The sequence below is a fragment of the Streptomyces sp. NPDC057694 genome, from assembly GCF_042799415.1.
Taxonomy (GTDB): Bacteria; Actinomycetota; Actinomycetes; order Streptomycetales; family Streptomycetaceae; genus Streptomyces.
On the sequence record NZ_JBHVIX010000005.1, the window covers coordinates 153,384 to 179,558 of the forward strand.

A 26,175-nucleotide genomic window follows, 5' to 3' on the forward strand; every position below is an offset into this window, starting at 1 on the left:
GGGAGGAGGGGTTTTCCGTGGCGTCCGTCCCAACAAAGAGACCTTTTTGGGGCCCTGTCGCCTTCGGCGCGGCGACGTTCGTTTTCTCCCTGGGCCGCGTGGCCGCCCCCCCGCGCGCGGCGGCCACGACGTCGGTCCTTCCCTTCGCCCTGGACGAAGTCGCCTTAGGCGAGGGGGTGTTCGCCGAGAGGCGCCGACTGATGCTGGACTTCGGGCGCGGCTACGACGAGATGCGCCTGGTGCAGGTCTTCCGCGGGCACGTGCGCGACACCGTCGGCGACTGGTTCGACCCGGCCGACGGTGCCGCGGTCGTCGCCGCCGCGCGAGCGGGGACGTACGCGCCCTGACGGGAACCCTCAGGCGGCCGGCTGGAGCCCGGCGTACACCCCGCCTCTGGCCAGGAGTTCGGCGTGGGTGCCGGTCTCCGCGATCCGGCCGCCCTCCATCACCACGATGCGGTCGGCGCCCCGGATCGTGGAGAGCCGGTGCGCGACCACGAACACGGTGCGGCCGTGCACCAGACGGGCCAGCGCCTCCTGGACCAGCGCCTCGGATCGGTTGTCGAGCGCCGACGTCGCCTCGTCGAGGACCAGCACACGCGGATCGCGGATCAGCGCCCGCGCGATGGCCAGACGCTGCCGCTGTCCGCCGGACAGCCGCGCCCCGCGCTCGCCGACGACCGTGTCCAGACCGTGCGGCAGCCGCCCCACGAACTCCAGCGCGTTCGCGTCGCGCAGCGCCGCGAGCAGCGTCTCCTCGTCGGTGTCGCCGAGACCGTACGTGACGTTGTCGCGGATGCTGCCCTCGAACAGGATCGACTCCTGCGGGACCACCGACAGGAAACGCCGGTAACTGCGCAGGTCCAGGCCCGCCATGTCCGTACCGTCGAGCAGGATCCGGCCCGACGTCGGCCGGATGAACCCGATGAGCAGATTCAGCACCGTCGACTTGCCCGCGCCGGACGCGCCGACCAGAGCGATTGTCTCGCCGGGCCGCGCGGCGAGCGTGAATCCGGCGACGGCGGGCTCGTCCGGCTTGTCCTCGTAGGCGAACCCCACCCCGTCGAAGTCGATCCGGCCGGTGACCCGCTCCACGGCCGCCTTGCCCGCGTTGCGCTCCAGGTCCGGCGCCTGGAGCACCTCGCCCGCCGAGCGCACCGACTCAAGTCCCTTGCTGATCACGGGAGCCAGGCCCAGCAGGGTCGTCACCGAACCCGTGAGGATCGTGAAGAACGAGCTCAGCATCACCACGTCACCGGGCGACACCGGCAGCCAGCCGTGGTACGCCACCAGCGCCGAACCCGTCAGACAGGCCACCCCGAGGATGTTGAGCAGCACCCAGGCCGCCGAGTTGAAGCGGCCGTTGACGGTGTCGAGCCGCACGCCCGCGGCGAACACCTGGCGCAGCGAGCCGTCGACCCGGCCCAGCGCCGTGCGCTCCAGGCCGTGTGCGCGGGTGATGGGGATCAGCGTGGTCATCTCGCCGACCTTCGAGGAGAGTTGCTCCACCTCGCGGCGGAACTCCTCGTTGTGGGTGCGCATCCGCATCCGCAGCCGCATCACGAGCAGACCCGCCACCGGGACGACGATCAGGAACACCGGCAGGAACGCGGGCACCCGCACCCCGATGACCACCAGGCCGCCGACGAGCGTGACCACGGCGCCCAGGCCCATGTCGGCGCTCTGCTGCACCATCTGCTCCACCGACTCGACGTCCCGGACCACCTTGGCCTGGAGGACGCTGGAGCTGACCCGGGAGTGATAGCCGATGTCCAGTTGCTGCATCCGGCGGCACAGGGCCGAGCGCAGCGTGGTGCCCATCCGGCGGATGCTGCCGGCCAGCAGCCGCACGTACCACTGGTGCAGCGGATAGTTGATCACCAGGATGAACATGAGCACCCCGGTGGCCTGCCACAGCCGGTCCTGCGGCCCGTGCTGCACCACCACGTCCAGGACCACCGCGGTGATCATCGGGAGCAGCCAGATCGGACTGTGCTTGACGACGAACAGACCGGCCGCGCCGAGGAGCCGGCCACGGTCGGGGCGGAAGAGGTGCCCGAGGGTGCGGATCGGGTTCTCGCCGCGGTAGCGGTGGTCGAGGTGGTCGAAGTCGGGGGCCGGCGGATGCGTAGAAAGCGGTTGCTGCATGGGATGATCTCACCCCGTTCGGTCCCGTGCTTCAACCCCCCATCGCTTCCGTGGGGTTACGGGTGCCGGGCGGATGGCGCCGGCTCAGAGCAGCGGTGCCGTCGGCCCCTCCGGCGCCGACGACCGGGCCGCCACCACCGACGCGGCCACGGCGCGCACCTCCGCCTCCGGCACCTGCCGGTAGCCGTCCCGGGTGATCAGCGCGACCGACGGATAGATGTGTCGGGCCAGGTCGGGACCGCCGGTCGCCGAGTCGTCGTCGGCCGCGTCGTACAGCGCCTGCACCGCCACCGTCGTGGCGTCCGCCGCGGACAGGCCCGGCCGGTACAGCTTCTTCAACGCCCCGCGCGCATAAGGCGATCCGGACCCGTCCGAGTGGAAGCCGACCGCCTCGTACGGGCCGCCGGTGACATCGAAGCTGAAGAGGCGGCCCACGCCCCGCGCCGTGTCGTACCCGGCGAGCAGCGGGATCACGGCGAGGCCCTGCATCGCCTCCGCGAGGTGGTCGCGGACCATCGCGGCCAGCCGCTGCGCCTTGCCGTTGAGGGTGAGCGGGCGGCGCTCCAGCTTCTCGTAGTGCGCGAGCTCCAGCTGGTACAGGCGGACGAGTTCCTTCGCGAGCCCCACCGTCCCGGCGAACGCCACCGCCGTGTGGTCGTCCGCCCGGCCGATCTTCTCCAGGTCGCGCTGCGCGATGACGTTGCCCATGGTGGCCCGCCGGTCACCTGCCATCAGGACACCGCCGTCGAAGGTCAGCGCGAGCACGGTGGTGCCGTGCGGCACGTCGCGCACCGGACCGGTGCCGCGGTTCCACGGCAGGGTGTGCGGGGCGACACGTTCGACGAAGCGGGTGAACGACGAGGTGCTGCTGTCCAGGAACGCGGACGGCAGACCGGGCGTGGGTTCGGTCATGGGTGCTCGCCTTCTCTCGGATCCTCGGCCGGGGCGGGCCGCCGCCCCGTACGGCTATCTGTCCCGCAACCGGCCGGGCGGAACGCGCTTTCGCGCCATCGTGACGTTCCGGGCCGATGAGCACAGTTCCGGCCGCCAAGTAACGCGCGCATCAGGCGAGTTGGATTTCACCGCCGTGTGTCATGTCCCTTGCGGGCGCCGCGAGGGCCCCCTATTGTCCACGCCAGAAAGCGCTTTCTCCGCGCTTTGTTTTCTGTGACGATCCGTCCCGTGGAAGCGCTCCGCCGCTTCCGGATCCGGCACAGCTGCTCCACACCCCCCGCGGTGCCGACCCGGCACCCAGGAGCACCATCCGGAATCCGAGAAGGAACAGGGACACCAGCATGAGACGACGAGTCGCACGGAGAATCTACGCAGCGGCGGCGGCCATGGGCGTGGCCGCCGCCACCGGGGCGGTCCTGTCGATGCCCTCGGCATCGGCGGCCGCGGCCGGCAGCGCCTCCGGGTACGCCACCCAGAACGGCGGCACCACCGGCGGCGCCGGCGGCACGACGGTGAAGGCCACCACCGGCACCCAGATCCACGAGGCCCTGTGCAACCGGGCCGCGAGCGACACCCCGATCACCATCGAGGTCGAAGGCACCATCAACCACGCCAACACCGCCAAGGTGTCCGGCGACAGCTGCAACACCGCCGCCGGCGTGATCGAGCTGAAGCAGATCAGCAACGTCACCCTCGTCGGCGTCGGCAGCGGCGCCGTCTTCGACCAACTGGGCATCCATGTACGGGAGTCCAGCAACATCATCATCCAGAACGTGACCGTCCAGAACGTCAAGAAGTCCGGCAGCCCCACCTCCAACGGCGGCGACGCCATCGGCATGGAGAGCGACGTCCACAACGTCTGGGTCGACCACGTGGACCTCCTCGCCTCCGGCGGCGAGTCGGACGGCTACGACGGGCTCTTCGACCTGAAGGCCAACACCCGCTACGTCACCCTGTCGTACAGCACGCTGCGCAACTCGGGCCGCGGCGGCCTGATCAACTCCAGCGACAGCGCCATCGAGAGCAGCTTCGTCACGTTCCACCACAACCTGTACGAGAACCTCGACTCGCGCGCACCGCTGCTGCGCGGCGGCACGGCCCACATGTACAACAACTACTACGTGAGCCTGAACGAGTCGGGCATCAACTCCCGCGTCGGCGCCAAGGCCAAGGTCGACAACAACTACTTCAAGGACTCCAAGGACGTCCTCGGCACCTTCTACACCGACCTGGCCGGATACTGGCAGGTCAGCGGCAACATCTTCGACAACGTGACCTGGTCGTCGCCCGGCGAGGACACCAACCCCGCCGGGCCGGACCCGGTGTCCAACACCACGGTCTCCATCCCGTACGCGTACTCCCTCGACGCCGCGAACTGCGTGCCGGACGTGGTGACGCGGACGGCCGGCGCGGACACCGGCCTCAAGGTGTCGGACGGCAACTGCTCCCCGCAGAGCCCGGACCCGACCACCACCCCGACGGCGAGCCCGACCACGTCCGAGCCCACCGAGCCCGCCGGCACCAACCTCAGTCTCGCGGCGGGCGCCGACGGCACCAGCAAGGCCTCCGGCACCAGCTACGGCAACGTACGGGACGGGGACCTGAACACCTACTGGTCGCCGTCCGGCACGACCGGCGCGGTCTCCGTCAAGTGGGGCTCGGCCACCACCGTGTCCTCCGCCCGGATCCGCGAGGCGGCCGGAGCCACCGGTGCCATCGGCTCCTGGCGGCTGCTCAACGGTGACACCGGGGCCGTCCTGAAGACCGGCAGCGGCGCGGGCACGATCTCCTTCACGGCCACCGCCCTGAAGAAGCTCACCTTCGAGATCACCGGCGCCACCGGGACCCCGAAGGTCGCCGAGTTCGAGACGTACGCCTGACAGACCTGGTGCGGGGCCGCCGCCCATGATCGGATACGCTTCCGCGGACCTGACATGTACAGCAAGAGGAGCTACGTCCGTGAAGCGGCGCCCCGCACTGGCCGGACTCACCCTGGCGCTCGTCGTCACGCTCACCGCGTGCGGCGGCGGTGACAACGGCAAGGCGGCCTCGTCCTCGGGAAGCGGCAAGACGGGCAGCGTCACGGTCGACCAGGACACGACGCCCCGCAAGGCGAAGAGCACGAAGGTCACGGGCGTCCGCGACATCGAACGCCACGTCACCCGGAAGACCTCCACCTCCACCCGGCCGCACTACGTCAAGAAGTGCGACACCGACACCCACCGGGTCAAGCACACCAAGCGCAGCAAGGGCCGCACCAAGACCTGGTACACCACGGAGACCGACCGCGACTGCCACAAGGTGCGCCGCGGCACCGAGAAGCACACCAGCGTCGTGCGCCGCGAGCGCTGGTGCGTACGGCTCGACGACGTGCGCGGCGCGCAGGTCACGTCCGGCAAGGACGACGTCTGGTTCCGGGTGCCGCACTCCGAGTACAGCGACGTGCGCATCGCCGACCAGCGGTCGAAGGTGACCATCGAGCCGACGGCGCAGGGGTGTTGAGCTCCCGACGCACCCCCTGTTGAGCCCCCGGCGCATCCCCTACAGCGAGTTGGTGTGCGCCTTCGCCGAAGGCGCCGTGGGGGACACGGACAGCAGTCGGCCGTGCGCGGCCACGATCAGGGCGTCGTCGACCAGGGTCAGGGACGGCGCCGAGCGCATGCCCCCGGCCGCCTTGGGCGCGGGGCGGTCCGGGCCGCGCCACTTGACGAGGCCGGTGCGCGGCTCGACGGCGGTCAGCCGGTCGGCGGCGGACAGGAAGTAGGCCTCGTCCCGCCGCGCGTTCAGCACGGGCGCCGCGGCGACTCCGAGGCTCTCCGCGCCGCCGGTGCGGGACCACAGGCGGCGGCCGGTGAGCGCGTCGACGGCGTCGACCTTGCCGGTGTTCCGCAGGAAGTAGACGATGCCGCCCACGAGATGAGGGGTGGCGTCCGCGCTCGGACCGAGGCCGGTGATCGGTGTCGTGGTCGGCGAGCCGGTCGTCGTGTCGATGCGGACGAGACGGGTGTACGCGCCGGGGTCCGCCCGGCCGGAGCCGTCGGCCTCGCCGGTGCCGAGTGCCACGATGTCGCCGTCGGCCACCCCGATCGGCCGGATCCTGTCGGGTGTGGAGGCGAGCTGCCGCACCGCGCCGTCGTCGGGCCGGAACCGCAGGACCTTGTGGGGCCCGTCGCCGGTCTCGCACGTGCCGTACAGCGTGCCTTCGTACGCGTCCAGGTCGCAGCCGCCCGGCCGGTCGGCCCGCCACATCTCCTGGCCGTCCGTGGCCCGCAGCGCCACGATCCGCCCGTCGTCGGGCCGGACGGCGAAGACGGTGCCGTCGCTCATCGCCGCGAACCGGCGGTCGCTCGCCATGCCCTGCTGCCAGACGATCCCGCCGTCGTCGAGGGCGCGGCCCACGACGACGAAACCGCCGGCCGGGGTCTTCTCCAGGGTGACCACGGTGCGGTCGGTGACGCCGAGCGGCCGGATCACGTCCTGCGGGATGCCGGTCCGCCAGGCCACCGACCCGTCGGCGGCGTCGACGCGCGCGACGGCGTGCTTGCCGTCGACGCAGTACAGCTCCTGTCCGTGGACCGCGCAGCCCTGGGCGTCCGCGTGCGCGCCGCCCCTGGTGGTGCCGAGCACCGTCTGCCAGGCGTGCCAGCCGGCGGGCAGCGCGGCGGACGAGGCGGACGCGGACGGCCCGGCGCCTGAGCTGCCCGACGCGGCTTCGGGAGCGTGCAGCAGCACGGCACCGCCGCCGACCACCACGGCCAGCCCGAGCGCGCCGCCGACCAAGCCGAGCAGCGTGCGGCGGCGACGGGCTGGCGACGCGGTGCCGGACGTCGTCGTGGACGTCGCGCTGGGGAACGCCTTGGTGGGTGGAGCCGGAGCCGGAGCCGGAGCGGGCGACGGGTTGTCGGACGTCCTGGTGGTGTCGGCCGCCGCCGCGGATCCGGACGCGGGCAGGAGCGGCGCGGACCCGGTCGTGGGCAGGCGGAGCAGCTCCGTCAGGAGGCTGTCGAGGGAGGCCCGGTCGGTCTCCTCCTTGGCCAGGCACGGTTCGACGGCGGCTCGCAGGGCGCCCGGGACCCCCGTCAGATCCGGCTGCTCGTGCACGACCTGATACGCGGTCAGATACGGGCTGTCGCCGTCGAAGGGGCCGCGCCCCGTCGCCGCGAACACCAGCACCGCCGCCAGCGAGAAGACATCGGACGCCGGGCCCGCCGCACGCGGGCTGCGCACCTGCTCCGGCGACATGAACGGCGGGGTGCCGAGCACCCGGCCCGTCATCGTCAGGGTCTGGTTGTCGGCGGCGCGCGAGATGCCGAAGTCGATGACGCGCGGCCCGTCCTGCGACAGCACGATGTTGGCCGGCTTCAGGTCACGGTGGACGAGCCCGGCGCGATGGATGTCCCGCAGCGCCTCCACCAGACCCACCGCCAGATCCCGCAGCTCCCGCCCGTACAAAGCACCTTGGGAACGGACCCGGTCGGCGAGCGTGGGCCCCTCGATGAACGCGGTCGCCATCCAGGGGCGTACGGCGTCGGGGTCCGCGTCGACCACGGCCGCGGTGAACGCCCCGCTGACCCGGCGCGCGGCGGCCACCTCCTGACGGAAGCGGCCCCGGAACTCCTCGTCGTCCGCGAACTGCTGGTGCACCACCTTGAGCGCGACCCGCCGGCCCGTCGGGGACGTGGCCGTGTAGACGACCCCCATGCCGCCCGAGCCGATCCGGTCGACCAGCGTGTAGTCGCCGATCGCCTGCGGATCCTCCCTGCTCAGTGGCACCCCGCTGGTCCTCTCGCTCGCCCGTGATCCGTGCGGACCCAGCCTAGGCGACGGCTTTCACCGGCTCCGCGGGGGCAGCGGCCGGGGGCCGGTCATCGGGCCCGTACCGCCCGCTGGAGCGCCTCCGCGGCGAGCTGTGCGGCCGCCCGGTGGGTCGCCGAGGAGAGCAGTTCCTCGCGGATCGGACCGCCCGCGGCGAGATGCCGGTCGTAGGGGAGGTGGACCACCCCGACGCCGGTCTCGCGCAGGTGGCCCATGGCGGTGCTGAGATCGAGGTTCTGGTCGGGGGTGCCCGAGGTCAGGGCCACGACCGTGGAGGACAGCGCGGAGTGCGGCAGTCCGGACAGCCAGTCCAGCACCACGCGGGTGCCGCCGACGCCCTCGACCGTCATCGGCGCGACGACGATGCGGGCGTGCGCGGTGTCCATCGCGGTCCGCGCCACCTCGCCCGGCAGCGTCTCGCAGTCCGCGACCGTCACCGCGAAGTGCCGGCGCAGGCTCAGCGTGACCGTGCGGTACGTGGGGATGTCCAGCGGCGGCCCGACCCGGCCCTGGCTCGCGGGCAGCAGCCAGCCGCCGTCCGGCAGCGGCACCAGATACCCGGTGATGTCGAGCAGATGCATCGACGGCGTCAGGATCTGCGCCAGCTCGGTGATGGACCAGCGCACGGTCGGCGCGCCGAGCCGCACGGCCAGCGTGCCGAGCGCGGCGTCCGCCTCCAGGGCGAGCACCGGATCCTGCCGTACGCGTTGCAGCGTCCTCGCGACCAGCGCGGCCGTCGTCGTCTTGCCGACACCGCCCCGGATCGACGTCACGGCGACGACCCGCCCCGAGCCGACCGGTACCTGCAACTCCCGTGTCAGGCGCGCCTCCGCGCCGCGCGGCTGTGCCTTCGCCGCGGCGAGCCGCCGGATCGACTGCCCGGTCCGCCGCGCCACCGAGTCCCCGTGCACGGGCCGCCCGACGGCCTGCGTCAGCCGCGGATCGACGGTCGGCACGGACTCGGGCGCCGGGAAGGGGATCGCCGGAGCGGCCGTGCGCGGACGCACCACGGGCACCGCACTCGGAGGCACCGCGCTCGGCGAGGGCACGGGCGCCGGGGGCTGCGCGGGAGGCGGGGGATTGAGAGGGGGAGGGGAAGGGAGGGCAGCGGTGTCGGCGGGCGGAGGTATGGGCGTGGGGGCGGGCGCCGGTACGGGCGCCGGTACGGGCGTGGGGACTGCGTCCGCCGGTACGGGCGTGGGGACTGCGTCAGCCGGGACTGCTGGTGCCGGTGCCGGGATCGCGGTCGTGCCCGTATCCGGACGTGCCTGCCCGGCTGGTGACGCGGCATCAGCGCGCGCGGGCGGCGCGTCGAAAGGGCTGGGCGGTTCCGGTTCCGGTGCCGCGTCGAACGGGCCAGCGGGCGCGTCGCCGGTCTCCGGTGCGGGAGTCGGCGCCGGCGCCGGTGTCTCGGCGGTCTTCGGGCGCGCGGCCGCGGCGGGCCTGCGGCGGCCCGGGTGGGCGCGGGACGCGTCCGGGTGGCGGACCGGGAGCGGGACCTTGGCGGTGGCCGGCGCCGGGGCGCCGCCCGGGGCGGACCCCTCCACCGGCGTCACGGCGGCACCGGGCTCATGACCCGCGATGTCCTGCCGCAGGGGCCGGGCGGGCCCCACGGGACCGGTCCTCACGTCGAACTCCATCGGCGCACCCCCGAAATCGAGCCTCACCGGCCACACCTGCTCGCGCACGGCCCCTGTGGAACACTGGCCGCAAATCCTATCCCCCGCCCGGTGATCGCAGTGGCAAAGCCCCCCGTACCGGCGGTCAGGCGTCGAGCAGGCGGACCCGTCCCGCGCCCACACCGGCGATGCCCATCGGCACGCACAGCACCGCGAGCAGCGCCAGCGGCACCGTCCAGCCGCCCGTCGCGTCGTGCAGCGCGCCCAGCAGGAACGGCCCCGCGGCGGCGAGCAGATAGCCGACCCCCTGCGCCATGCCGGACATCTCCGCGGCGCGCGTGGCGTCGGGGGAGCGCAGCACGATCACCGCGAGTGCCGTGCTGATCAGCAGGCCCGAGCCGAAGCCCTGCATCAGCATCCAGGCGTACGCGCCGCCGACGGGCGCCACGATCAGGCCGATGAGGGAGCCGAGGAAGAGGAGGGTGCCGATGAGGGCGAACGGGACCTGGTTGCGCAACCGGCCGACGAGCGCGGTGAAGACGAGGGAGCCGACGATCCCGACGAGGCTCATCAGGGACAGCATCCAGCCCGCCTCGGTGCTGGACATCCCCTCGCTGGTGAGCATCGCGGGGATCCAGGCCGCGCACGCGTAGTACTGGAGGGACTGCAGCCCCATGGCGAGCGTGATCTGCCAGGCCAGTGGCGAACGCCGCAGGGGCGTCCGGGGCGCGGACTCCGTGGCCGACGTCACGGTCGGGAGGTCGGGGCGGCGCAGCTGTGGCACCCACACCAGCAGGGCGAGGGCGGAGAGGACGGCCCAGACGCCGATCGCGCCGCGCCAGCCGAGCCCGAGCGCGTCGCCCAGCGGCACCGTGACCCCGGCGGCGAGGGCGGCGCCGCAGAACAGGGCCACCGAGTAGAGCCCCATCATCAGGCCGGTGTGCCGGTGGAAGTGGCGCTTGATGATGCTCGGCACCAGGACGTTGGAGAGGGAGATCGCCGCGCCGATCAGGGCCGTTCCGGCGAACAGGGCGGGCAGCCCGGGGGCGAGCCGCAGCGCGATGCCCGCCGTGAGCAGCAGCATCATCGCGCCGAGCGCCCGGGTCATACCGATCCGGCGGGAGAGCTTCGCGGCGAACGGGGCGAGCAGCCCGAAGCACAGGATCGGCAGCGTGGTGAGCAGGCCCGCCATGGATCCGCTCAGGCCCGTGGAGTCGCGTATCGCGTCCAGCTCGGGGGAGACCGAGACGACGCCCGGCCGCAGGTTCATGGCGATCAGCAGGATGCCCGCGGCGAGCAGACCGGCGACGGGCGGTGCGGGGGTCCCGGCGCCCCGGGTCTCGGATGCGGTGGTACTGGATTGATCGGCAGTCTGCGGCATGCGCACCAACGTAACATCCCATGTTTCGATGCCAACAAGCGGCAAAGAGCCCAAAGCAGGGGCAAAGCGATCTCGGGGCCCGTCCTAGATATGGGATATTTGGCTGAGGCGCGTCAGGTGAGAACCTGCGACCACGGGAAAGCGCGAGAGAGGCCGCCACCTTGTCCGAAGCAGCACAGCCGACGCTGGTCCAGCGGACCATCGGCCGCATCGAGCGCGCCATCGAAAGCGGCGAATGGGCCGTGGGCGACCGCATCCCGGCCGAGGGGCAGCTCGTCGAGACGCTCGGAGTGGGGCGCAACACCGTGCGCGAGGCGGTGCGCGCACTGTGCCACACCGGTCTGCTGGCGGCCCGGCGCGGCGACGGGACGTACGTACGCGCGGCCAGCGACCTCAACGCCGCGCTCCAACGACGCCTGCGCCGGGCCGAGTTGAAGCACGTACTCCAGGTGCGTCTGGCCATCGAGCGGGAGGCGGCACCGGCCGCCGCCGTGCACCGCGGCGAGGACGACCTGGCCCGCATCCTGTCCGCCTTCCTCGCCCGGCGCCGCGCCCAGGAGGGCGGCGACGCGGCCGCCTACGTCGACAGCGACCTGGAGTTCCACCGCGCCATCGTCGCCGCCGGCGGCAACCCGTTGATGACCGAGCTGTACGAATCCCTCGTCGAAGCCGTGCGCGACAGCATCGCCTCGCTGCGCCCGACCTGGACCCCGGAACTCCCCGGCGCCTGCGCCCACGAGGACCTCGCCGACGCGATCGCCCGCCGCGACCCGGACGCCGCGACCAAGGCCGCCTGGGCACACACGCAGACCGTGGAGGCCGCCATGGAGCGGATGGGGGAGCGGACATGAGGCCGGGGCCCGGCGAGGTGCTGCACTTCTCCGAGGATCCGTCGATCACCGAGTTCCGCCCGCACGTCGCCGCCACCGCGCGACAGGCCGAGCCCTACGTCTGGGCGGTCGACGCCGGCCAGGCGCCCGCCTACTGGTTCCCGCGGCAGTGCCCCCGCGCCCTGGCCTGGGTCACCGAAGGCACCACGGAGGCCGACCGGCGCGCCGTGTTCGGGGCCGCACCCGAGGAGCGGGTGCACGTGATCGAGTACGGCTGGGCCGAGCGGCTGCGCACCGCGCGCCTCTACGCCTACCGGCTGCCCGCCGACCGATTCGCGCCCTTCGGCGAGCCCGTGCCGCACGCCTGGGTCGCCACGGACACCGTGCTGCCGCTCGCACCCGCCGAACCCGTCGGCTGCCTCCTGACGCTCCATCAAGAAGCCGACATCCAGCTCAGATTCGTCAACAACCTCTGGACATACTGGGACACGGTCACCACCAGCACCCTGGGTTTCAGCGGTATCAGGCTGCACAACGCGACCCCGCGCTGACCACTGTCGAAGGCCCCCTGCCCGGCTCTACTCTGGCTGTGCCTCAACGGTCTTGAGGGGGGTCGCATGAGCGAGAGCAGCGCGCGACGGGAACCACCGCCGAAGAGCGGTGAACGGCTCGCGGACTGGGCGGACGGCCGGCTCGGCATCTATCAGCTGGCCAAGTCCCAGATGCGGAAGGTGTTTCCCGACCACTGGTCCTACATGTTCGGCGAGATCTGCCTGTACAGCTTCATCATCCTCATACTCACCGGCACGTACCTGACGTTCTTCTTCCATCCCACCGCCGCCGAGGTCGTCTACAACGGCAGCTACGAACCACTCAAGGGCGTCCTCGTCTCCGAGGCGTACGCCTCGACCCTGCACATCAGCATGGAGGTGCGGGGCGGCCTGCTGATCCGGCAGATCCACCACTGGGCCGCGCTCATCTTCGTCGCCGCGATGCTCGCGCACATGATGCGGGTGTTCTTCACGGGCGCGTTCCGCAAGCCGCGCGAGGTCAACTGGCTGTTCGGCTGGACCCTGCTGATGCTCGGCATCGTCACGGGCCTGACCGGCTACTCGCTGCCCGACGACCTGCTCTCCGGAACCGGCCTGAAGTTCGCGCACGGCGCGATCCTGTCGGTGCCGGTCGTGGGAACGTACCTGGCGTACTTCCTGTTCGGCGGCGCCTTCCCCGGCGACGACTTCATCGCCCGGCTCTACCCCGTCCACATCCTGCTGCTGCCGGGCATCATGCTGGGCCTGGTCGCGGCCCATCTGATCCTGGTCTTCTACCACAAGCACACCCAGTTCGCGGGCCCCGGACGCAGCGAGAAGAACGTCGTCGGGGCTCCCTTCATGCCGATCTACATGGCGAAGGCGGGCGGCTTCTTCTTCGTCGTCTTCGGCGTCCTCGCGCTCATGGGCGCGGTCGCCACCATCAACCCGGTGTGGGCCTTCGGGCCGTACCGCACGGACCTCGTCACCACCGGCGCCCAGCCCGACTGGTACCTGGGCTTCTCCGAGGGACTGATCCGGGTGATGCCGGGATGGGAGATCAACGCCTGGGGCCACACCCTCGCCCTCGGCGTGATCATCCCGTTCTCGCTGTTCCCGCTGATCATGATGCTGATCGCGGTGTACCCGTTCCTGGAGGCCTGGGTCACCGGCGACCGGCGCGAGCACCACATCAGCCAGCGGCCGCGCAACCACCCGGTCAGGACCGGCCTCGGCGTGGCCTGGCTGGTGCTGTACGCGGTGCTGCTGATCGGCGGCGGCAACGACATCGTGGCGACCCATCTGCGACTGTCCATCAACGCCATCACCTGGACCGTCCGGATCGGCTTCTTCGTCGCGCCCGTCCTCGCGTTCGTCATCACCCGGCGGATCTGCAACGGACTGCAGATCCGCGACCGCGAGAAGGCACTGCACGGCCGCGAGTCCGGCATCGTCAAGCGGCTGCCGCACGGCGAGTACATCGAGGTCCACGAGCCGCTCACCCGCGCCGAGCTGTACACGCTGAACGCCCACGAGCAGCCCCCCGCCTACGAGTTGGGGCCGAGCGTCGACGGCAACGGGGTGGCGCGCAGGTTCACGGTGCGCCAGCGGGTCCGGGCCCGCCTCGCCAAAGCGATGTACGGACCCGGAACCTATGTGCCGAAGGCCACCGCCGAGGAGTACCGGGCCCTGCACGCGGGCTGGCACGAGTCGGAGCGGGTGGACTGATCCCGACTGATCCCGGTGCGCCCCCGCCCGGACGGAACGGACGGGGGCGCACCGGAACCGACCCTCAGTCGAAGTGGTTCGCGGGCCCCACCTCCAGGAAGGTGGCGCGTTCGGCCGGGCGGCCCGCCGTCCTGCTGGAGGACTCCAGGAGCTTCCCGGAGTCCGGCGCGATCACGAGACGGATCGTGCTGCGCTTTCCGGTGAACTCCGAAGGCGCGGTGGTGTATTCGACCGCCGTGCCCGAGCGGCCCTGGCTGTCCTTGACCGTGCCGACCAGCCGCACGCCGTCCTGCGCGGCGAGGATCTCGAACAGTGCGGCCCGCACCGCGGGCCGCACCGGCGCGTCCTCCAGCAGGATCGAAGCCTGGGCGAACGCGCCGTCGCCGAGCCGGGCGGCCAGCGCGTCCGCGTCGGCGGGCAGCGACGACAGCTGACGCCACGTCAGCAAGTCCTTGCCCACCGGCCAGCGCTTCAGCTTCGGCCCCTGCTTCGTCACCGAACCGTCCGGCTCCATCCACCAGATCCGGCCCGCCCGGTCGAAGTAGACGGTGTCGGTGCGCTGCCCGTCGTCCTCGTTGACGACCTCCTTGTGGACCTTCCAGTACGGGGCCTGCGTCGCGGTCCCCTCCGACGCGACGTCGGCGACGGACGTGAGGAAGGACGCCGCCGACGCGCTGGCGGCCGGATCGCCGCCGAGGCCGACGACGGGGTAGACCGCCCCGCCCACGGCGAGCGCCGCCACCGCGGCGGCCGCGACCAGCAGCCGCCGGCGCCTGCGTACGGGCTTCGGGGCGACCGGCGCGGCGAGGTCCCGCAGATCGGGCCGGTCCATCAGTGCGGCCTGCGCCACGGCGAGCCGCGCCGCCCGCACCGCCTCCGCTCCGGGCGGTGTCACCCGGCCCGCCGCGACGAGGTCGTCGGCGCCCGCGAAGTCCAGTACGTCGTCCCTGTCGAGGGTGAGCGCCTCGGCCGGGCCCTCGTGACGGTCGTCGGTGCGGCTCATGCGTGTTCTCCTGTCGGGCGTACGGGCTGGGGTCGAGGGGCGCGGCCCGCGGGCGCGGCCGGGCCGAGCGCCCCGCTCTCCCGCAGTCGGGCACGGGCGCGGTGCAGCCGTGAGCGCGCGGTACCCGCGGGTATCCCGAGCACCTGCGCCGCCTCGGCCGGCGTGAGCTGCTCCCACGCCACAAGGAGCAGCAACTCGCGCTCCACCGGTGGCAGTTCGGTGATGACACGACGCAGTGCGGGCGCGAGCGCGGAGGCGTCCAGACGGTCGTCCACCGCCTCCCACGGATCGCCGTGGGCCCCCTCGCCCGGCGTGCCGCGCGACTCCTGCGCGACACCGCGCCAGTGCGCCGACAGCACGTTCCTTGCGACCCCGAACAGCCAGGCCCTGGCCGACCCGCGTGCCGCGTCGTAGCCGTGCCGGCCTGTGTAGGCCCGCAGCCACGTCTCGGCCAGCAGGTCGTCGGCCGCATGCGGCGCCCGGCGCGCGAAGTACCCGTGGAGCGCCGCCGAATGGCGCTCCACGAGGTGCTCGAACCCACTCGTGTCCCGCGCCGCTGCGCCCAGCAGCGCGGCATCGTCCTGCCCGTTCTCCACTTCCGTGGACACGGAACCTCCCTGGCGACCGCCGCTCGGCGGTCTCACCCCGTACTTGTGTCCACGCCGCCCTGCCGTTCGCGGCGCCCCCGACCCGACCTGCCCGACAAGGCCGACAAGGCCGACAAGGCCTATGCGGCGTACGCCCAGAAGTCCCGCATGATCTGCGGCGGCGTCGGCCCGCTCATCGCCAGCTGGGTCAGCAGGATCGTCACCGCCCCGGTCGACGGGGTCAGATGCGCGGCGGTGCCGGTGCCGCCCACCCAGCCGTAGCGCCCCGGGACCTGCCACTTCTCGCGCGGCTCCACGTCCACGGAGCCGCCGTAGCCCCAGCCCTGGCCCTCGGTGAACAGCTCGCTCGCCGCGCGCTGCCCGTCCGTCAGATGGTTCGTCGTCATCAGGCGCACCGACTCGGCGGAGAGCACCGGACCGCCGCCGGCGAGGAGCATCCGCGCGAACGCCCACCAGTCGTCGGCCGTGGAGACGAGCCCGCCCGCGCCGGAGGGGAACGCGGGCAGGCCGCTCCACTGGCCGTCCGGTGTGTCGACCGGTTCGCGGCCGCCGTCGGGCGTGGGGACGTACTGGCTGGTGAAGCGGGCGCGCTCGGCGGCCGGCACCTCGAAGCCGGTGTCCTTCATCCCGAGGGGCGTGAAGATCCGCTCGGCCAGGTAGTCGGGCAGGGAGGTGCCGGTGACCCGCGCGATCAGGACGCCCTGGATGTCCGAGCACGTGTTGTAGAGCCAGGCCGTGCCGGGCTGGTGCAGCAGCGGGACCCGGGCGAGCGCCGCGAGCCAGGTGTCCGGCTCGGGCATCCGCATCGGGTGGTGGGGGTCCATGAGCGGGAAGAGGAACTGCATCGCGGGCAGCGAGAAGTCCGAGGAGAAGCCCCATCCCGCGCGGAACGTCAGCAGGTCCTCGACCGTGATCGGGCGGGCCGCCGGGACGACGTCGTCGACCGGGCCCGCGGGGTCGCGGACCACGGTCGGCGCTGCCAGCTCCGGGAGCCAGTGGGCGACCGGCGAGTCCAGTGCGAGCCGCCCGTCCTCGATCAGGGTCAGGACGGCGGCCGCCACGAGCGGCTTGGTGATCGAGGCGATCCGGAAGATCGAGTCCCGCGCGAGCGGAGTCGTGCCCTCGGCGTCGGCGTGGCCGACGACCGCCACCTCGACCTCGTCCCCCCTGGCCACCAGGCCCACGGCGCCCGGCACCGGACCCTTCGTGACATGCGGTGCGAGTACGCCGGCCAGCCCACTGGTGTCGGTCATCGTCGGTCACCCTTCTCGGATTCGTACGTTCGTACGTCGGACGCGTACGTACTACCAGGGTGACTCCGAAACCGCCCTCAACTCATCGGTCGGGCTCCCTTCAGGAGCGGGTGTCGTCGTGCGCCGCCCCGTTCTCGACCGGCGGCACCGGCCGCCAGGGGGCGAACGCGCTCGCCTCCCGCGGCAGCAGTCCCGCCAGCTCCGGGCAGTGTCGCAGTACGACCGACTTCATGCCGCCCTTCTCCACCCAGTCGATGCCGAGCGGCGTATAGATCTCCGGGCGGTAGTCCACGGTGAGGAAGCGGTCGCTCTGCAGGCGGCGCGTCGCCATCAGGAGGAAGACCCGGAAGGCGGTGTCGGAGAAGCCGAACCCGGTCGGCGGGTTCTCCGCGAAGAGGCCGACGACCGTGTCGATCTCGTCGACGTCGCGGTACACGTCCTTGAGGCGGGCCAGCGTCTCCGGCTCCCGCGTCAGGTCCTCGAAGCGGCGGATGCGCTCCTTGTGCAGCCCCGCGCGGAAGTCGTTGTAGCGGGGCACCCCGCGGCGCCGGGTGCGCACGAGGTCGACCACCGACAGGTCGATGATCTCGCCCTCGCGGTGGAAGTGCCGTAGCGATTCCGGGTAGTTGTGGAGCGTGATCGCGCCCGGATGCGCGATGCCGAACGAGTACAGCGTGTTCGCCAGGCCCGTCTTGCGGATCTGGCTCTCGGCCGCCGCTCCCTGGATGTCGGAGAAATCGAGGGTCTCCAGGCGCTGCCCGAAGTGGTACTCGCGCAGTTCGTAGTCGTCGGGGATCAGCGGATGCATCCGGTAGACCGTGACGAAGTCCTCGGTGAGCGCGTACGGCGCTCCGTGGTGGTCCGGCAACGTCTTCGGGATGCCGGTCAGCGCGTGCGATTCGAGCAGCCACAGGCCGAGCTGGTTGATCCAGGTGCGGGGCGGGCCCTGCCAGTTCGTGTGCAGACCGACGTCGATCGTTTTCGTCGCGAGCATCGCCGGCGTCCACTCCACCGTGTGGATCTTCGCGATGAGCGCGGACACGACGAGCCGCGCCGTGTGGTAGATCCGCTCCTCGTTCATCGACGGATACTCGGCGCGCAGCGCGTCGCACACCGTGTTGTGCTCGCGCGCGAACAGCGTGTGCATCGCGCTGAGCCCCATCCACCAGTTGTCCTTGAACCCGGCGAGCGGGATGCCGGTGCGGTCGATCGGGATGTGCCCGCCTTCGAGCAACAGCCGCGCTCCGCCGTCGGGTTCGCGCAGCGAGCGTGCCGTGTGCTCGTCGCCGCCGTACACCTCGGAGCCGTCCCACCAGTGCGAGGCCGTGTTTCCGAAGAGGACCGGCGGCTGGTCGCCGGGCAGCTCGATGCCCTCGTTCTCGGCGAACCGCATCACGTTCTCCTGCGGCCCGTTCGGCTGGTTCACCCAGGTGCCGCCGCCCGGCGGCAGTGGAACCTCGACCGTCCGGCCGCCCTCCTTGTACCGCCGGTGGTTCACCCAGTCGTGCACCTGGAACTGGATCCAGGCCGCGGCGATGATGTTGAGGCCCGTCGCCGGGACGAAGCTGTCCCGCGCGAGGAGCTGACGGCTGACCGTCACCGGGTTCGGGGTGTCGAAGAGATCGGGCCGGTACACGGGCTTCAGATTGCGGCCGAACGCCGCGCCGACCGCGCCCATCGCCGGCGCCGAGAGATCGTTGTACGTGCCGTCGTACGAGCGTGCCGTCCGCAGCCGCTCGTCGACCGGCGCCGGTACCGGCCGCGCCCTCGGCGGAGCCTGCGGAGCGTCGGTGTCGATGAGGTTGAACCGGCGCAGCGCCTTGCGCAGGAACACCAGGTTCAACAGGCTCGCGTCCAGCGGGAGTTTGTGCCACGGCACCACCCGGTTCAGGATCCGGAAGGCGAGCCCGACGGGCACGTCGAGGACCTGGTTGCGCAGCGGCTCCTCGGTCGTGAAGCGGGTGCCGCCGCGCTGCGCCGCGCTCGCCTCGTAGGCGGCCTTGCGGGCCCGGTTCAGATTGCCGAGCGGCCGGAACTCCTCCGTGGTGAACCAGGGGTTGAAGGCCAGCTCCTCGATCCGCCGGGCCGCCGACCGCGCCTCGGCCGTCGTGATGTCCTGCCGCGGAATCGTCAGCCGCGCCACCGGGACGGGCGGCGCGACGGCCTCCTTCCACTCCACCGACCCGTCCTCGACCGGGGTCCTGCGCTCATCGACGTAACGCTGCACGCACAGGTCGAAGGAGACGTCGTCGCGGGCCAGCCGCCGCGCGAGTTCCTTGTGCAGGAAGTCCGGGTCCTTGCGGTCGGGGCGCGGTTCGGTGGCGCCGCCGACGGAGGGGCGCAGCAGATAGCGGACGGGCCCCGCCTCGCTCCACAGGATCGCGCCACGGCTCCAGTACGTCTCCCGGGCAAGGCTGTTGACGGTGCGCCGGGTCGCCGCCTGCACATTGCGCCGCATGCGGGCCGCCGTCCCCAGACCCACGGCGAGCGGCAGCTTCACGAACAGCCCGTACGCCTTGCGCAGCGGGGTGTCCGCCCCGGCCATCGCCTTGGCGAACGCCACGAACTCGCGGGCGTCACGGGCGTGCGACACGGGGAAGTTCGTCGCCAGCAGGTCGTGGCTCTCCTCGCCGGTGACCTGGACGCGTACGGCGACACCGCGCAGATCGGGAGCGCCGTCCGGGCCGCGCATGCCGCTCGCGTTGGAGAGCCGCACCGTCGCCGGATAGTCGGCGCCGGGGCGGGCGAAGCCGCTGCTGAGCGCGGCCGGAAGATCGTCGTTGAACCGCAGGCGGGCGTTCTCCACGCCGAGTGCCGCTTTCGCATGGAAGGCGCGCTCGAAGCCCGGCGCGCCGCTCGCCCGGCGGTTCGCGACCTGGATCCGCATGATCTCGCGGGCGAGGCGCTGGAAGACGAGGCGCTCGGCCTCGGGGCTGCCGCCCTCGTACCGCTCGTACTGTGCGTACCGTTCGGTGTCGGCCATCGGTTGCCGTCCCTGTCGTGTGGTGCGGACGTCCGGAGGTCCTGCGCGTGGTGTCTGTACGTGCCTGTACGCGCACGGGGAGGGGTCAGCGACGCTATCGGCGCCGTCTCGCGCCCCGCAGCGTCCGTTCCCGCCATGTCGCGGCGTCGGCCGACGAGGCGAACTCCTGCTTCCGTACGGGGATTCGGGCTCGTCAGGAGCGGCTGCCCGGGTGGCCGTCCGATGGCCGGGACCGATACGGCCCACCCCGCGCCGCCCGGCCCACACCCGCCTCACCCGACGGCGCCGCCGATGGCCGGTCGGCGCCGTCCCTGATCCCCGGCCCCGACAATCGTCACGGGTGGATCGTGGACCGGCTCACGCCAACTGCCGCCGCACCAGCTCGTGCAGGCGCCCGCCCGCGTCCCGCAACAGTTCCTGCGGCGCGCCCTGCTGCACGACACGGCCCTCGGACATCACGACCACCCGGTCCGCGTCCAGCACGGTCGACAGCCGGTGCGCGATGACGATGCGGGTCGCGTTCAGCTTCCGGGTGCTGTCGATCACGGTGCGCTGCGTCTCGTTGTCCAGCGCGCTCGTCGCCTCGTCGAAGAAGAGGATGCGCGGGCGCCGGATCAGCGCCTGCGCGATCATCAGGCGCTGGCGCTGCCCGCCGGAGACCGCCCCGCTGCCCGCGATCAGCGTGTGCAGCCCCATCGGCATCCGCTTGATGTCCTCGGCGAGCCCCGCCATCGCCGCCGCCTCCCACGCCTCCTCCTGCGTGAACGACTCGGCGCCGCAGATGCAGTCGAGGATCGAGCCGGTCAGCGGCTGCGCGTTCTGCAGCACGACCCCGCACTGGCGCCGCACCGCCGACTGGTCGAGCGCGGTCAGGTCCTGGCCGTCGTACAGGACGCTGCCGTGCGTGGGCGCGTCGAAGCCGATCAGCAGGCGCAGCAGCGTCGACTTGCCGCAGCCGCTCTCGCCGACCACCGCCACGAACTCGCCCGGCCGCACCGACAGCGACACGTCGTCGAGGACCAGCGGGCCGTCGTCGGTGTACCGGAAGGAGAGGCCGCGCGCCTCCAGGGCCCCGGTCAGCTCGCCCGGCCGGCCCGCCGCCTCGCGCACCTCGGGCTCCGCGTCGAGCACCGGCTTGATCTGCTCGTACATCGGCAGCACGGCCGCCGCCGAGATGAGCGCGCCGGTCAGCTGGGTCACCGACGTCAGCAGCATCGTCACCGACGTGTTGAAGGTGAGGAACGCCGCCGCCGACAGCGAACCGCGCGCGGGGCCCGCGAGCAGCATGAACATCACCAGCGAACACAGCGGCAGATAGACGGAGTTGAGCACCGTCGTCACGTTCTTGATGCGGCCCGCGCGCCGTTGCAGCTCCCGGCTGCGCGCGAACTGCTCGGCCCACGCCGCGTACGCGAAGCTCTCCGCGCCCGCCACCCGCAGCTTCGGCAGCCCGCGCAGCGTCTGGAAGGCCTGGTTGTTGAGACGGTTGCCGAGCTTCACCAGACGGCGCTGCCAGCGCAGTTCCCACAGGCCGAGGGTGAGGAAGAGCCCCGCGACCACGGCCAGCATGGCGAGCGCGGCCAGTGCGAGCGGCACGCTGAAGACCAGGAGCAGGACGAGGTTCATCGCGCCGATCGTCGACGCCTGCACCACCACCGGGCCCACCCCCGAAAGGAGTCGCCGGATCGCGCTGATGCCCATCGCCGCACTCGCCAGCTCACCCGTGGAGCGCGACGCGAAGAACCGCGTCGGCAGTCTCAGCAGGCGGTCCCAGACGGCCGGCTGGAGGACGCTCTCCACCCGGCCCTCGACCCGGAGCACCGTCAGGTTCTGCACCAGCGTGAACGCCGCCGACACGATGCCGGCGACCACGACCGCGAGGGAGACCTGGGTGACGAGGTCGGTCTGCGCGTTCGGGACGTAGGTGCCGAGGACCTGGCCCGTCGCGAGCGGCACGAGCGCGCCGAGGGCGACCGTCACCAGGCCCGCGAGCAGCAGCCGGCGCACGTCGCCGCCCATCGCGCGCATGCTGAACCGGGCCAGCCGCCACGGGCTCAACTCCCCTTCGGGCAGCGGCCGGTAGAGCAGCGTGGCCCGCTCGTCGAAGTCCTCCGCGTTGTCCTCGTCGATCCGGGTGCGGCGCTCGCCCGCCGGGTGCACCGCCTCGTAGCCGCCCCGCCGCCACAGCAGCGCGACGGGCGCCCCGGACGCGGCCCGGAAACCCACCAGGGGGCCCGAGTCCTGCCGCCACCAGTCACCGGTCAGCCGCACCGGACGGGTCCTGATCCGGGACGCCAGCGCGATCTGCTCGACCGGGTCGATCCGGTCGCTGACCGCGCCGCCGCGCCCCGGGTCGACGAGCGTGATGCCCGCCGCACGGGCCACCACCTTGCACGCCGCGTACGTCGCGTCGACCCCGGCCTCCGAGCCGCGAGCCCGGCGCCGCTGCTTGCCGATGGAGGCGAGCAGGGTGCGGTCGGCCTGCTCACGGACGGCCTCGCCCGCCCTGATCCCGGCGGCGGCCCGGTCCTCGTGGGCGCTCTCCATCCGCTCGATCCAGCGGTCGAGCGTCGACAGGAGCCGGTACTGCTGGTTCACCATGCGCTGCCACAGACCGCCGTCCACCAGCAGATCGGCGGCGGCGTCGGCCGCGTACGCCGATCCGTACTGCACACTGCCGGGGGAGAGCTGCGGCCACAGCACGTCGTCGTCGGTGACGGAGTCCTCGGCGGCGCGGCCGTCCCTCCCGTCGAGCGGTGCTTCGAACAGGACCCGCTGCCCACGCCCCACCCCGAGCGCGAACGCCTCCTCCAGCAGGCTCCACGCCATGTCGTACGACCCCTGCGAGGCGTCAGCGCTGTAGGGGAGCTCCCGCAGCGGCACGCGGCGCACCGCGCAGCCCGCGAGCGGGCGTCCCACCAGGGTGTGCTGGGTGCCCTCGACCGGGCCGAGCAGCAGGGTGCCCGGCTCCAGGCGGCCCAGGAAGTGCCAGTGGCCCTGCGCCAGGACGTCCACCGCGAACAGGTCGAGCGCCCCGCCCGCGACGAGCCACAGCACCTGCGGACCCTCCAGCGGCAGACTGCGCAGACCCGTGCAGTCGACCGGCGCGCCGAGCCCGCCGAACGCGGCGACGACCTGGTCGGACGTCGTGAACTCCGGTTCCGTGTACGTCACTTCAGTGCTCCCTGACCAGCTCGGCATAGGGTCCGCCCGCCGCCACCAACTGCTCGTGGCGGCCGCGCTCGACGATCTGCCCGTGGTCGAGGACCACGATCTCGTCGCTGTCGCGGACGGTGGACAGCCGGTGGGCGATGACGACGCAGGCACAGCCGCGCCGCCGGATGTTGTCCATCACCATCTGTTCGGTCTCGGCGTCGAGGGCGCTCGTCACCTCGTCGAGGACGAGGATGCTGGGGCGGCGCACCAGCGCCCGCGCGATCTCCAGACGCTGGCGCTGCCCGCCGGAGAAGTTGCGGCCGTCCTGCTCGACCCGGCCGTGGATCCCGCCGGGCCGCCGCGCCACCACGTCGTACAGGCACGCGTCGCGCAGCGCCTCCATGACGGCCTCGTCGGTGATCGACGGATCCCACAGCGCCACGTTGTCCCGGACCGTCCCCTCGAAAAGGAAGACGTCCTGGTCGACGAAGGACACGGACGCGGCGAGCGCGCCGCGCGGGATGTCGTCCAGCCGCCGGTCGTCGATCCGGATGACGCCCTCCCACGGCGCGTACAGGCCCGAGATCAGCCGGGACACCGTCGACTTGCCGCTGCCCGAACCGCCGACGAGCGCGACCTGCTGGCCGGGCCCGACGGTCAGCGAGAACCCGGTGAGCAGCGGCTTGTCGAGCGGGCTGTAGCCGAACGTGATGCCGTCCAGCTCCACCTGCCCGCGCAGCCGCCGCGTGCTGCGCACCTGCTCGGGGCGCGCGTACAGCGTGTCGACGGGGAAGTTCTCCACGTCCTTGAGGCGTGCCACGTCCGCGGCGAAGTCCTGGATGCGGCCCGCGACCCCGTTCAGCCGGGTGATCGGCGCGGTGAACCGGGTGACCAGCGCCTGGAAGGCGACGAGCAGGCCCACCGACAGATGCCCCTCGATCGCCCGCAGCCCGCCGATCCACAGGATCAGCGCGCTGTTGAGCGTCGCGAGCGTCGGCGCGACGATCCCCAGCCAGGCGCTCGGCACCCCGAGCCGCTGCTGCTCCTCAAGGGTGGTCGCGTGCTGTCCGGCCCACTTGCGGAAGTAGCCGTCCTCACCGCCGGTGGCCTTCATCGTCTCGATCAACTGCAAGCCGGTGTACGAGGTGTTGGTGAGCCGCGCCGAGTCCGCCCGCAGCTTCTGCGTGCCCGTCGCCCGCAGCCGCACCACGATCCGCATCGCCACCACGTTCAGCAGCGCGATCCCGACGCCGACCATCGTCAGCTGCGGGTCGTACGTCCACAGCAGCGCCGCGTACAGCAGCACCACGATGCCGTCGACACCGGCCGCCGTCAGATCGCGGGCCAGCGTCTCGGCGACCGCGTCGTTCGACTGGAGCCGCTGCACCAGGTCGGCCGGGCTGCGCTGCGCGAAGAACGTCACGGGCAGCCGGAGCAGATGCCCGAAGAACCGCGCGCTGCTCAAGGTGGAGGAGATGATGCGGCCGCGCAGCAGGTTCGCCTGTTGCAGCCAGGTCAGCGCGGCCGTCAGCGCCACCATGGCGCCCATCGACGCGAACAGCGCGCCCAGCAAAGACGTCTGATCACCGATCAGGAAGAGATCGATGTACGTCTTGCTGAGCGCGGGCACCGCCGCGCCCACCGCCACCAGCAGCAGGCTCGCGAGCAGCGCGGCGAGCATCGTGCCCGTCGTGCCGCGCAGCCGCCCGGGCAGCGCCTTCAGCACACCAGGCCGCCGCCCGCCGGCCGTGAACCCCTCACCCGGCTCCAGGACGAGCACGACACCGGTGAAGCTGGAGTCGAAGTCCTCCATCGGTACGAACCGGCGCCCCTTGTCGGGGTCGTTGATGGACACTCCGCGCCGGCCGAACCGTCGCGTCACGCCCTCGTACACGACGTAATGGTTGAACTCCCAGAACAGGATCGCCGGACCCTGCACCTCGGCCAGCGCGGCGGGCTCCATCTGCATGCCCTTGGCGGTCATCCCGTAACTGCGGGCCGCTTTCAGGAGGTTGCTGGCGCGGGAGCCGTCCCGCGAGACGCCGCACGCGATGCGCAACTCCTCCAGCGGGACGTGCCGGCGATGGTGCGCGAGCACCATCGCCAGGGCGGCGGCGCCGCACTCGACGGCCTCCATCTGAAGGACGGTCGGGGTGCGCACCGTGCGGCGTCGCTTGCGCGGCGGGGGAGCGGGGCGGGCGCGGCGGCGGCCGTGTCCGGCGGGCGGGAGCGAGGTCGTCGTCACGGCAGCAGCCAGTCGATCGGGCGCTGCGTGGCGAGATGCACGGCGCCGGAGGTGAGGGTCATGGAGGTGAGTGCGTAGGGCGGCCCGTCCTCGGTCGACCAGGCGTAACCCGACCTGGTGGAGGCCGACTTGGTGAGCTGGACGAGGACCGGCACCCGGGTGCCGCCCTTCGTGAACTGCCCCGCCAGCTCGCTGTCGCCGAGGAAGTCCGCGACCTGCCGACGCGTCTGCGGAGCACGGCCGACGGCCTTCACGGTGCCGCGCAGCACCCCGTAACTCTGCGCGGCGGGCACGGTCAGGTCGACGGACGCCCCGGCCGGGATGTTCGCCGCGCCGGTGGCGGGCACGTAGACCATGGCCACGAGCGGATCGCGGGCGGAGCCGGTCTTCTCCACGGTCGCCACGTCGGCCCCGGTGCGCACCACGGACCCGATCCGCGCGACCAGCGCGGTCACGCGCCCGGCGTCGATGGCGCGGACGGCCCGGTTCCCCTGCTCCGTACGTATCTTGAACAGGACGGTGTCCGCGGCGACCCGCTGCCCCTCCTTCACGTACACGCCGGTGACCTGTCCCGTGACCGGCGTCTGGAGCACGTAGCTGCCCTGCCCGTAGGTGAGGATGCCGCTCGCCCTGAGCGTCGACGACACCGACCCGGTCACCGCCCACACGGACGCCGCCGCCATCACGACGACGGTGACGGCGAGCGCGAGCAGCCCCTGCGGCCGGGCGAGCCGCACCGGGAGTTCGAGGCTGTCGGGTGACTGCAGTTTGGACAGGGCCTGTTGGCGGAACTGCACGCGGGTCTTCCCTTACTCGGCTTCAGGTCCGGGCGAGCGACATCGTCGCCCGGACGTGCCCGAAGGCCCCGGGACACGGGGTCCCGAGGCCTTGGGCGCGCGGCCCGTCAGGTGGGCGGCGCGATG

At 72.3% G+C, this 26,175-nt stretch carries 18 protein-coding genes; 6 read left to right on the forward strand and 12 right to left on the reverse strand.

Going from position 1 to position 26,175, the window contains the following annotated elements:
• The first annotated feature begins 98 nt into the window (after window positions 1-98).
• Complete coding sequence (locus ACFVDP_RS15025) at window positions 99-347, forward strand: hypothetical protein (RefSeq protein ID WP_383488906.1); 249 nt, start codon at window positions 99-101, stop codon at window positions 345-347.
• A 9-nt stretch (window positions 348-356) separates the two neighbouring features.
• Here ACFVDP_RS15025 and ACFVDP_RS15030 read toward each other — a convergent pair whose 3' ends face one another.
• Together ACFVDP_RS15030 and prcB are read right to left on the reverse strand one after the other, a co-directional pair.
• Window positions 357-2,147 carry an ABC transporter ATP-binding protein gene (locus tag ACFVDP_RS15030; RefSeq protein WP_383488909.1) on the reverse strand — a complete coding sequence of 597 codons (1,791 nt, stop codon included), beginning with the start codon at window positions 2,145-2,147 and terminating at the stop codon, window positions 357-359.
• Between the two features lie 84 nt (window positions 2,148-2,231).
• Entirely contained in the window at window positions 2,232-3,059 is an 828-nt protein-coding gene (gene prcB, locus ACFVDP_RS15035) for a proteasome subunit beta (protein WP_383488912.1), read from the reverse strand.
• Between the two features lie 383 nt (window positions 3,060-3,442).
• Between prcB and ACFVDP_RS15040 the strand changes: the two genes are divergently transcribed.
• Entirely contained in the window at window positions 3,443-4,981 is a 1,539-nt protein-coding gene (locus ACFVDP_RS15040) for a polysaccharide lyase family 1 protein (protein WP_383488915.1), read from the forward strand.
• Window positions 4,982-5,060: 79 nt separating this feature from the next.
• Window positions 5,061-5,603 (forward strand): hypothetical protein, encoded by a 543-nt coding sequence (locus tag ACFVDP_RS15045; protein WP_383488917.1) that lies wholly within the window; start codon window positions 5,061-5,063, stop codon window positions 5,601-5,603.
• A 39-nt stretch (window positions 5,604-5,642) separates the two neighbouring features.
• Here ACFVDP_RS15045 and ACFVDP_RS15050 read toward each other — a convergent pair whose 3' ends face one another.
• From ACFVDP_RS15050 to ACFVDP_RS15060, 3 genes are all read right to left on the reverse strand, one after another.
• On the reverse strand, window positions 5,643-7,874 hold the full coding sequence (locus ACFVDP_RS15050; protein WP_383488920.1) for a PQQ-binding-like beta-propeller repeat protein: 2,232 nt from the start codon (window positions 7,872-7,874) through the stop codon (window positions 5,643-5,645).
• A gap of 92 nt (window positions 7,875-7,966) precedes the next feature.
• Window positions 7,967-8,923 carry a type VII secretion protein gene (locus tag ACFVDP_RS15055; protein WP_383488923.1) on the reverse strand — a complete coding sequence of 319 codons (957 nt, stop codon included), beginning with the start codon at window positions 8,921-8,923 and terminating at the stop codon, window positions 7,967-7,969.
• Between the two features lie 757 nt (window positions 8,924-9,680).
• Entirely contained in the window at window positions 9,681-10,916 is a 1,236-nt protein-coding gene (locus ACFVDP_RS15060) for a CynX/NimT family MFS transporter (RefSeq protein WP_383488926.1), read from the reverse strand.
• Window positions 10,917-11,077: 161 nt separating this feature from the next.
• Here ACFVDP_RS15060 and ACFVDP_RS15065 point away from each other — a divergent pair, with 161 nt between their 5' ends.
• The 3 genes from ACFVDP_RS15065 (at window position 11,078) to ACFVDP_RS15075 (ending at window position 14,004) form a co-directional block, all read left to right on the forward strand.
• A complete protein-coding gene (locus tag ACFVDP_RS15065) occupies window positions 11,078-11,767 on the forward strand; it encodes a FadR/GntR family transcriptional regulator (RefSeq protein ID WP_383488928.1) in 690 nt (229 codons plus the stop codon).
• Window positions 11,764-12,297, forward strand: a complete 534-nt coding sequence (locus ACFVDP_RS15070) for a DUF6886 family protein (RefSeq protein ID WP_383488931.1) — start codon at window positions 11,764-11,766, stop codon at window positions 12,295-12,297. The genes ACFVDP_RS15065 and ACFVDP_RS15070 overlap by 4 nt, the downstream gene beginning before the upstream one ends.
• Before the next feature lie 66 nt (window positions 12,298-12,363).
• Window positions 12,364-14,004 (forward strand): cytochrome bc complex cytochrome b subunit, encoded by a 1,641-nt coding sequence (locus ACFVDP_RS15075; RefSeq protein ID WP_383488934.1) that lies wholly within the window; start codon window positions 12,364-12,366, stop codon window positions 14,002-14,004.
• A 64-nt stretch (window positions 14,005-14,068) separates the two neighbouring features.
• Here ACFVDP_RS15075 and ACFVDP_RS15080 read toward each other — a convergent pair whose 3' ends face one another.
• From ACFVDP_RS15080 to ACFVDP_RS15110, 7 genes are all read right to left on the reverse strand, one after another.
• Window positions 14,069-15,007, reverse strand: coding sequence for a hypothetical protein (locus ACFVDP_RS15080; protein ID WP_383488937.1), 939 nt, complete (start codon window positions 15,005-15,007; stop codon window positions 14,069-14,071).
• Window positions 15,004-15,615 carry an RNA polymerase sigma factor gene (locus ACFVDP_RS15085; protein ID WP_383488940.1) on the reverse strand — a complete coding sequence of 204 codons (612 nt, stop codon included), beginning with the start codon at window positions 15,613-15,615 and terminating at the stop codon, window positions 15,004-15,006. Before ACFVDP_RS15085 ends, ACFVDP_RS15080 begins: the two co-directional genes overlap by 4 nt.
• A 119-nt stretch (window positions 15,616-15,734) precedes the next feature.
• Entirely contained in the window at window positions 15,735-16,868 is a 1,134-nt protein-coding gene (locus tag ACFVDP_RS15090) for a serine hydrolase domain-containing protein (RefSeq protein ID WP_383488943.1), read from the reverse strand.
• A 100-nt stretch (window positions 16,869-16,968) separates the two neighbouring features.
• A complete protein-coding gene (locus ACFVDP_RS15095; RefSeq protein ID WP_383488946.1) occupies window positions 16,969-19,851 on the reverse strand; it encodes a peroxidase family protein in 2,883 nt (960 codons plus the stop codon).
• A gap of 357 nt (window positions 19,852-20,208) precedes the next feature.
• Window positions 20,209-23,025, reverse strand: a complete 2,817-nt coding sequence (locus tag ACFVDP_RS15100) for an NHLP bacteriocin export ABC transporter permease/ATPase subunit (RefSeq protein ID WP_383488950.1) — start codon at window positions 23,023-23,025, stop codon at window positions 20,209-20,211.
• Window position 23,026: 1 nt separating this feature from the next.
• Complete coding sequence (locus tag ACFVDP_RS15105; RefSeq protein WP_383488953.1) at window positions 23,027-25,252, reverse strand: NHLP family bacteriocin export ABC transporter peptidase/permease/ATPase subunit; 2,226 nt, start codon at window positions 25,250-25,252, stop codon at window positions 23,027-23,029.
• A complete protein-coding gene (locus ACFVDP_RS15110; protein ID WP_383488956.1) occupies window positions 25,249-26,049 on the reverse strand; it encodes an HlyD family efflux transporter periplasmic adaptor subunit in 801 nt (266 codons plus the stop codon). The genes ACFVDP_RS15105 and ACFVDP_RS15110 overlap by 4 nt, the downstream gene beginning before the upstream one ends.
• Between the last annotated feature and the right edge of the window lie 126 nt (window positions 26,050-26,175).

What these genes read in the sequence shown, in the direction of transcription:
- ACFVDP_RS15030 (WP_383488909.1), bottom strand. Translation starts at nt 2,147, where the DNA reads ATGCAGCAACCGCTTTCTACGCATCCGCCGGCCCCCGACTTCGACCAC.
- prcB (WP_383488912.1), bottom strand. Translation starts at nt 3,059, where the DNA reads ATGACCGAACCCACGCCCGGTCTGCCGTCCGCGTTCCTGGACAGCAGC.
- ACFVDP_RS15040 (WP_383488915.1), top strand. Translation starts at nt 3,443, where the DNA reads ATGAGACGACGAGTCGCACGGAGAATCTACGCAGCGGCGGCGGCCATG.
- ACFVDP_RS15060 (WP_383488926.1), bottom strand. Translation starts at nt 10,916, where the DNA reads ATGCCGCAGACTGCCGATCAATCCAGTACCACCGCATCCGAGACCCGG.
- ACFVDP_RS15070 (WP_383488931.1), top strand. Translation starts at nt 11,764, where the DNA reads ATGAGGCCGGGGCCCGGCGAGGTGCTGCACTTCTCCGAGGATCCGTCG.
- ACFVDP_RS15075 (WP_383488934.1), top strand. Translation starts at nt 12,364, where the DNA reads ATGAGCGAGAGCAGCGCGCGACGGGAACCACCGCCGAAGAGCGGTGAA.
- ACFVDP_RS15080 (WP_383488937.1), bottom strand. Translation starts at nt 15,007, where the DNA reads ATGAGCCGCACCGACGACCGTCACGAGGGCCCGGCCGAGGCGCTCACC.
- ACFVDP_RS15090 (WP_383488943.1), bottom strand. Translation starts at nt 16,868, where the DNA reads ATGACCGACACCAGTGGGCTGGCCGGCGTACTCGCACCGCATGTCACG.
- ACFVDP_RS15095 (WP_383488946.1), bottom strand. Translation starts at nt 19,851, where the DNA reads ATGGCCGACACCGAACGGTACGCACAGTACGAGCGGTACGAGGGCGGC.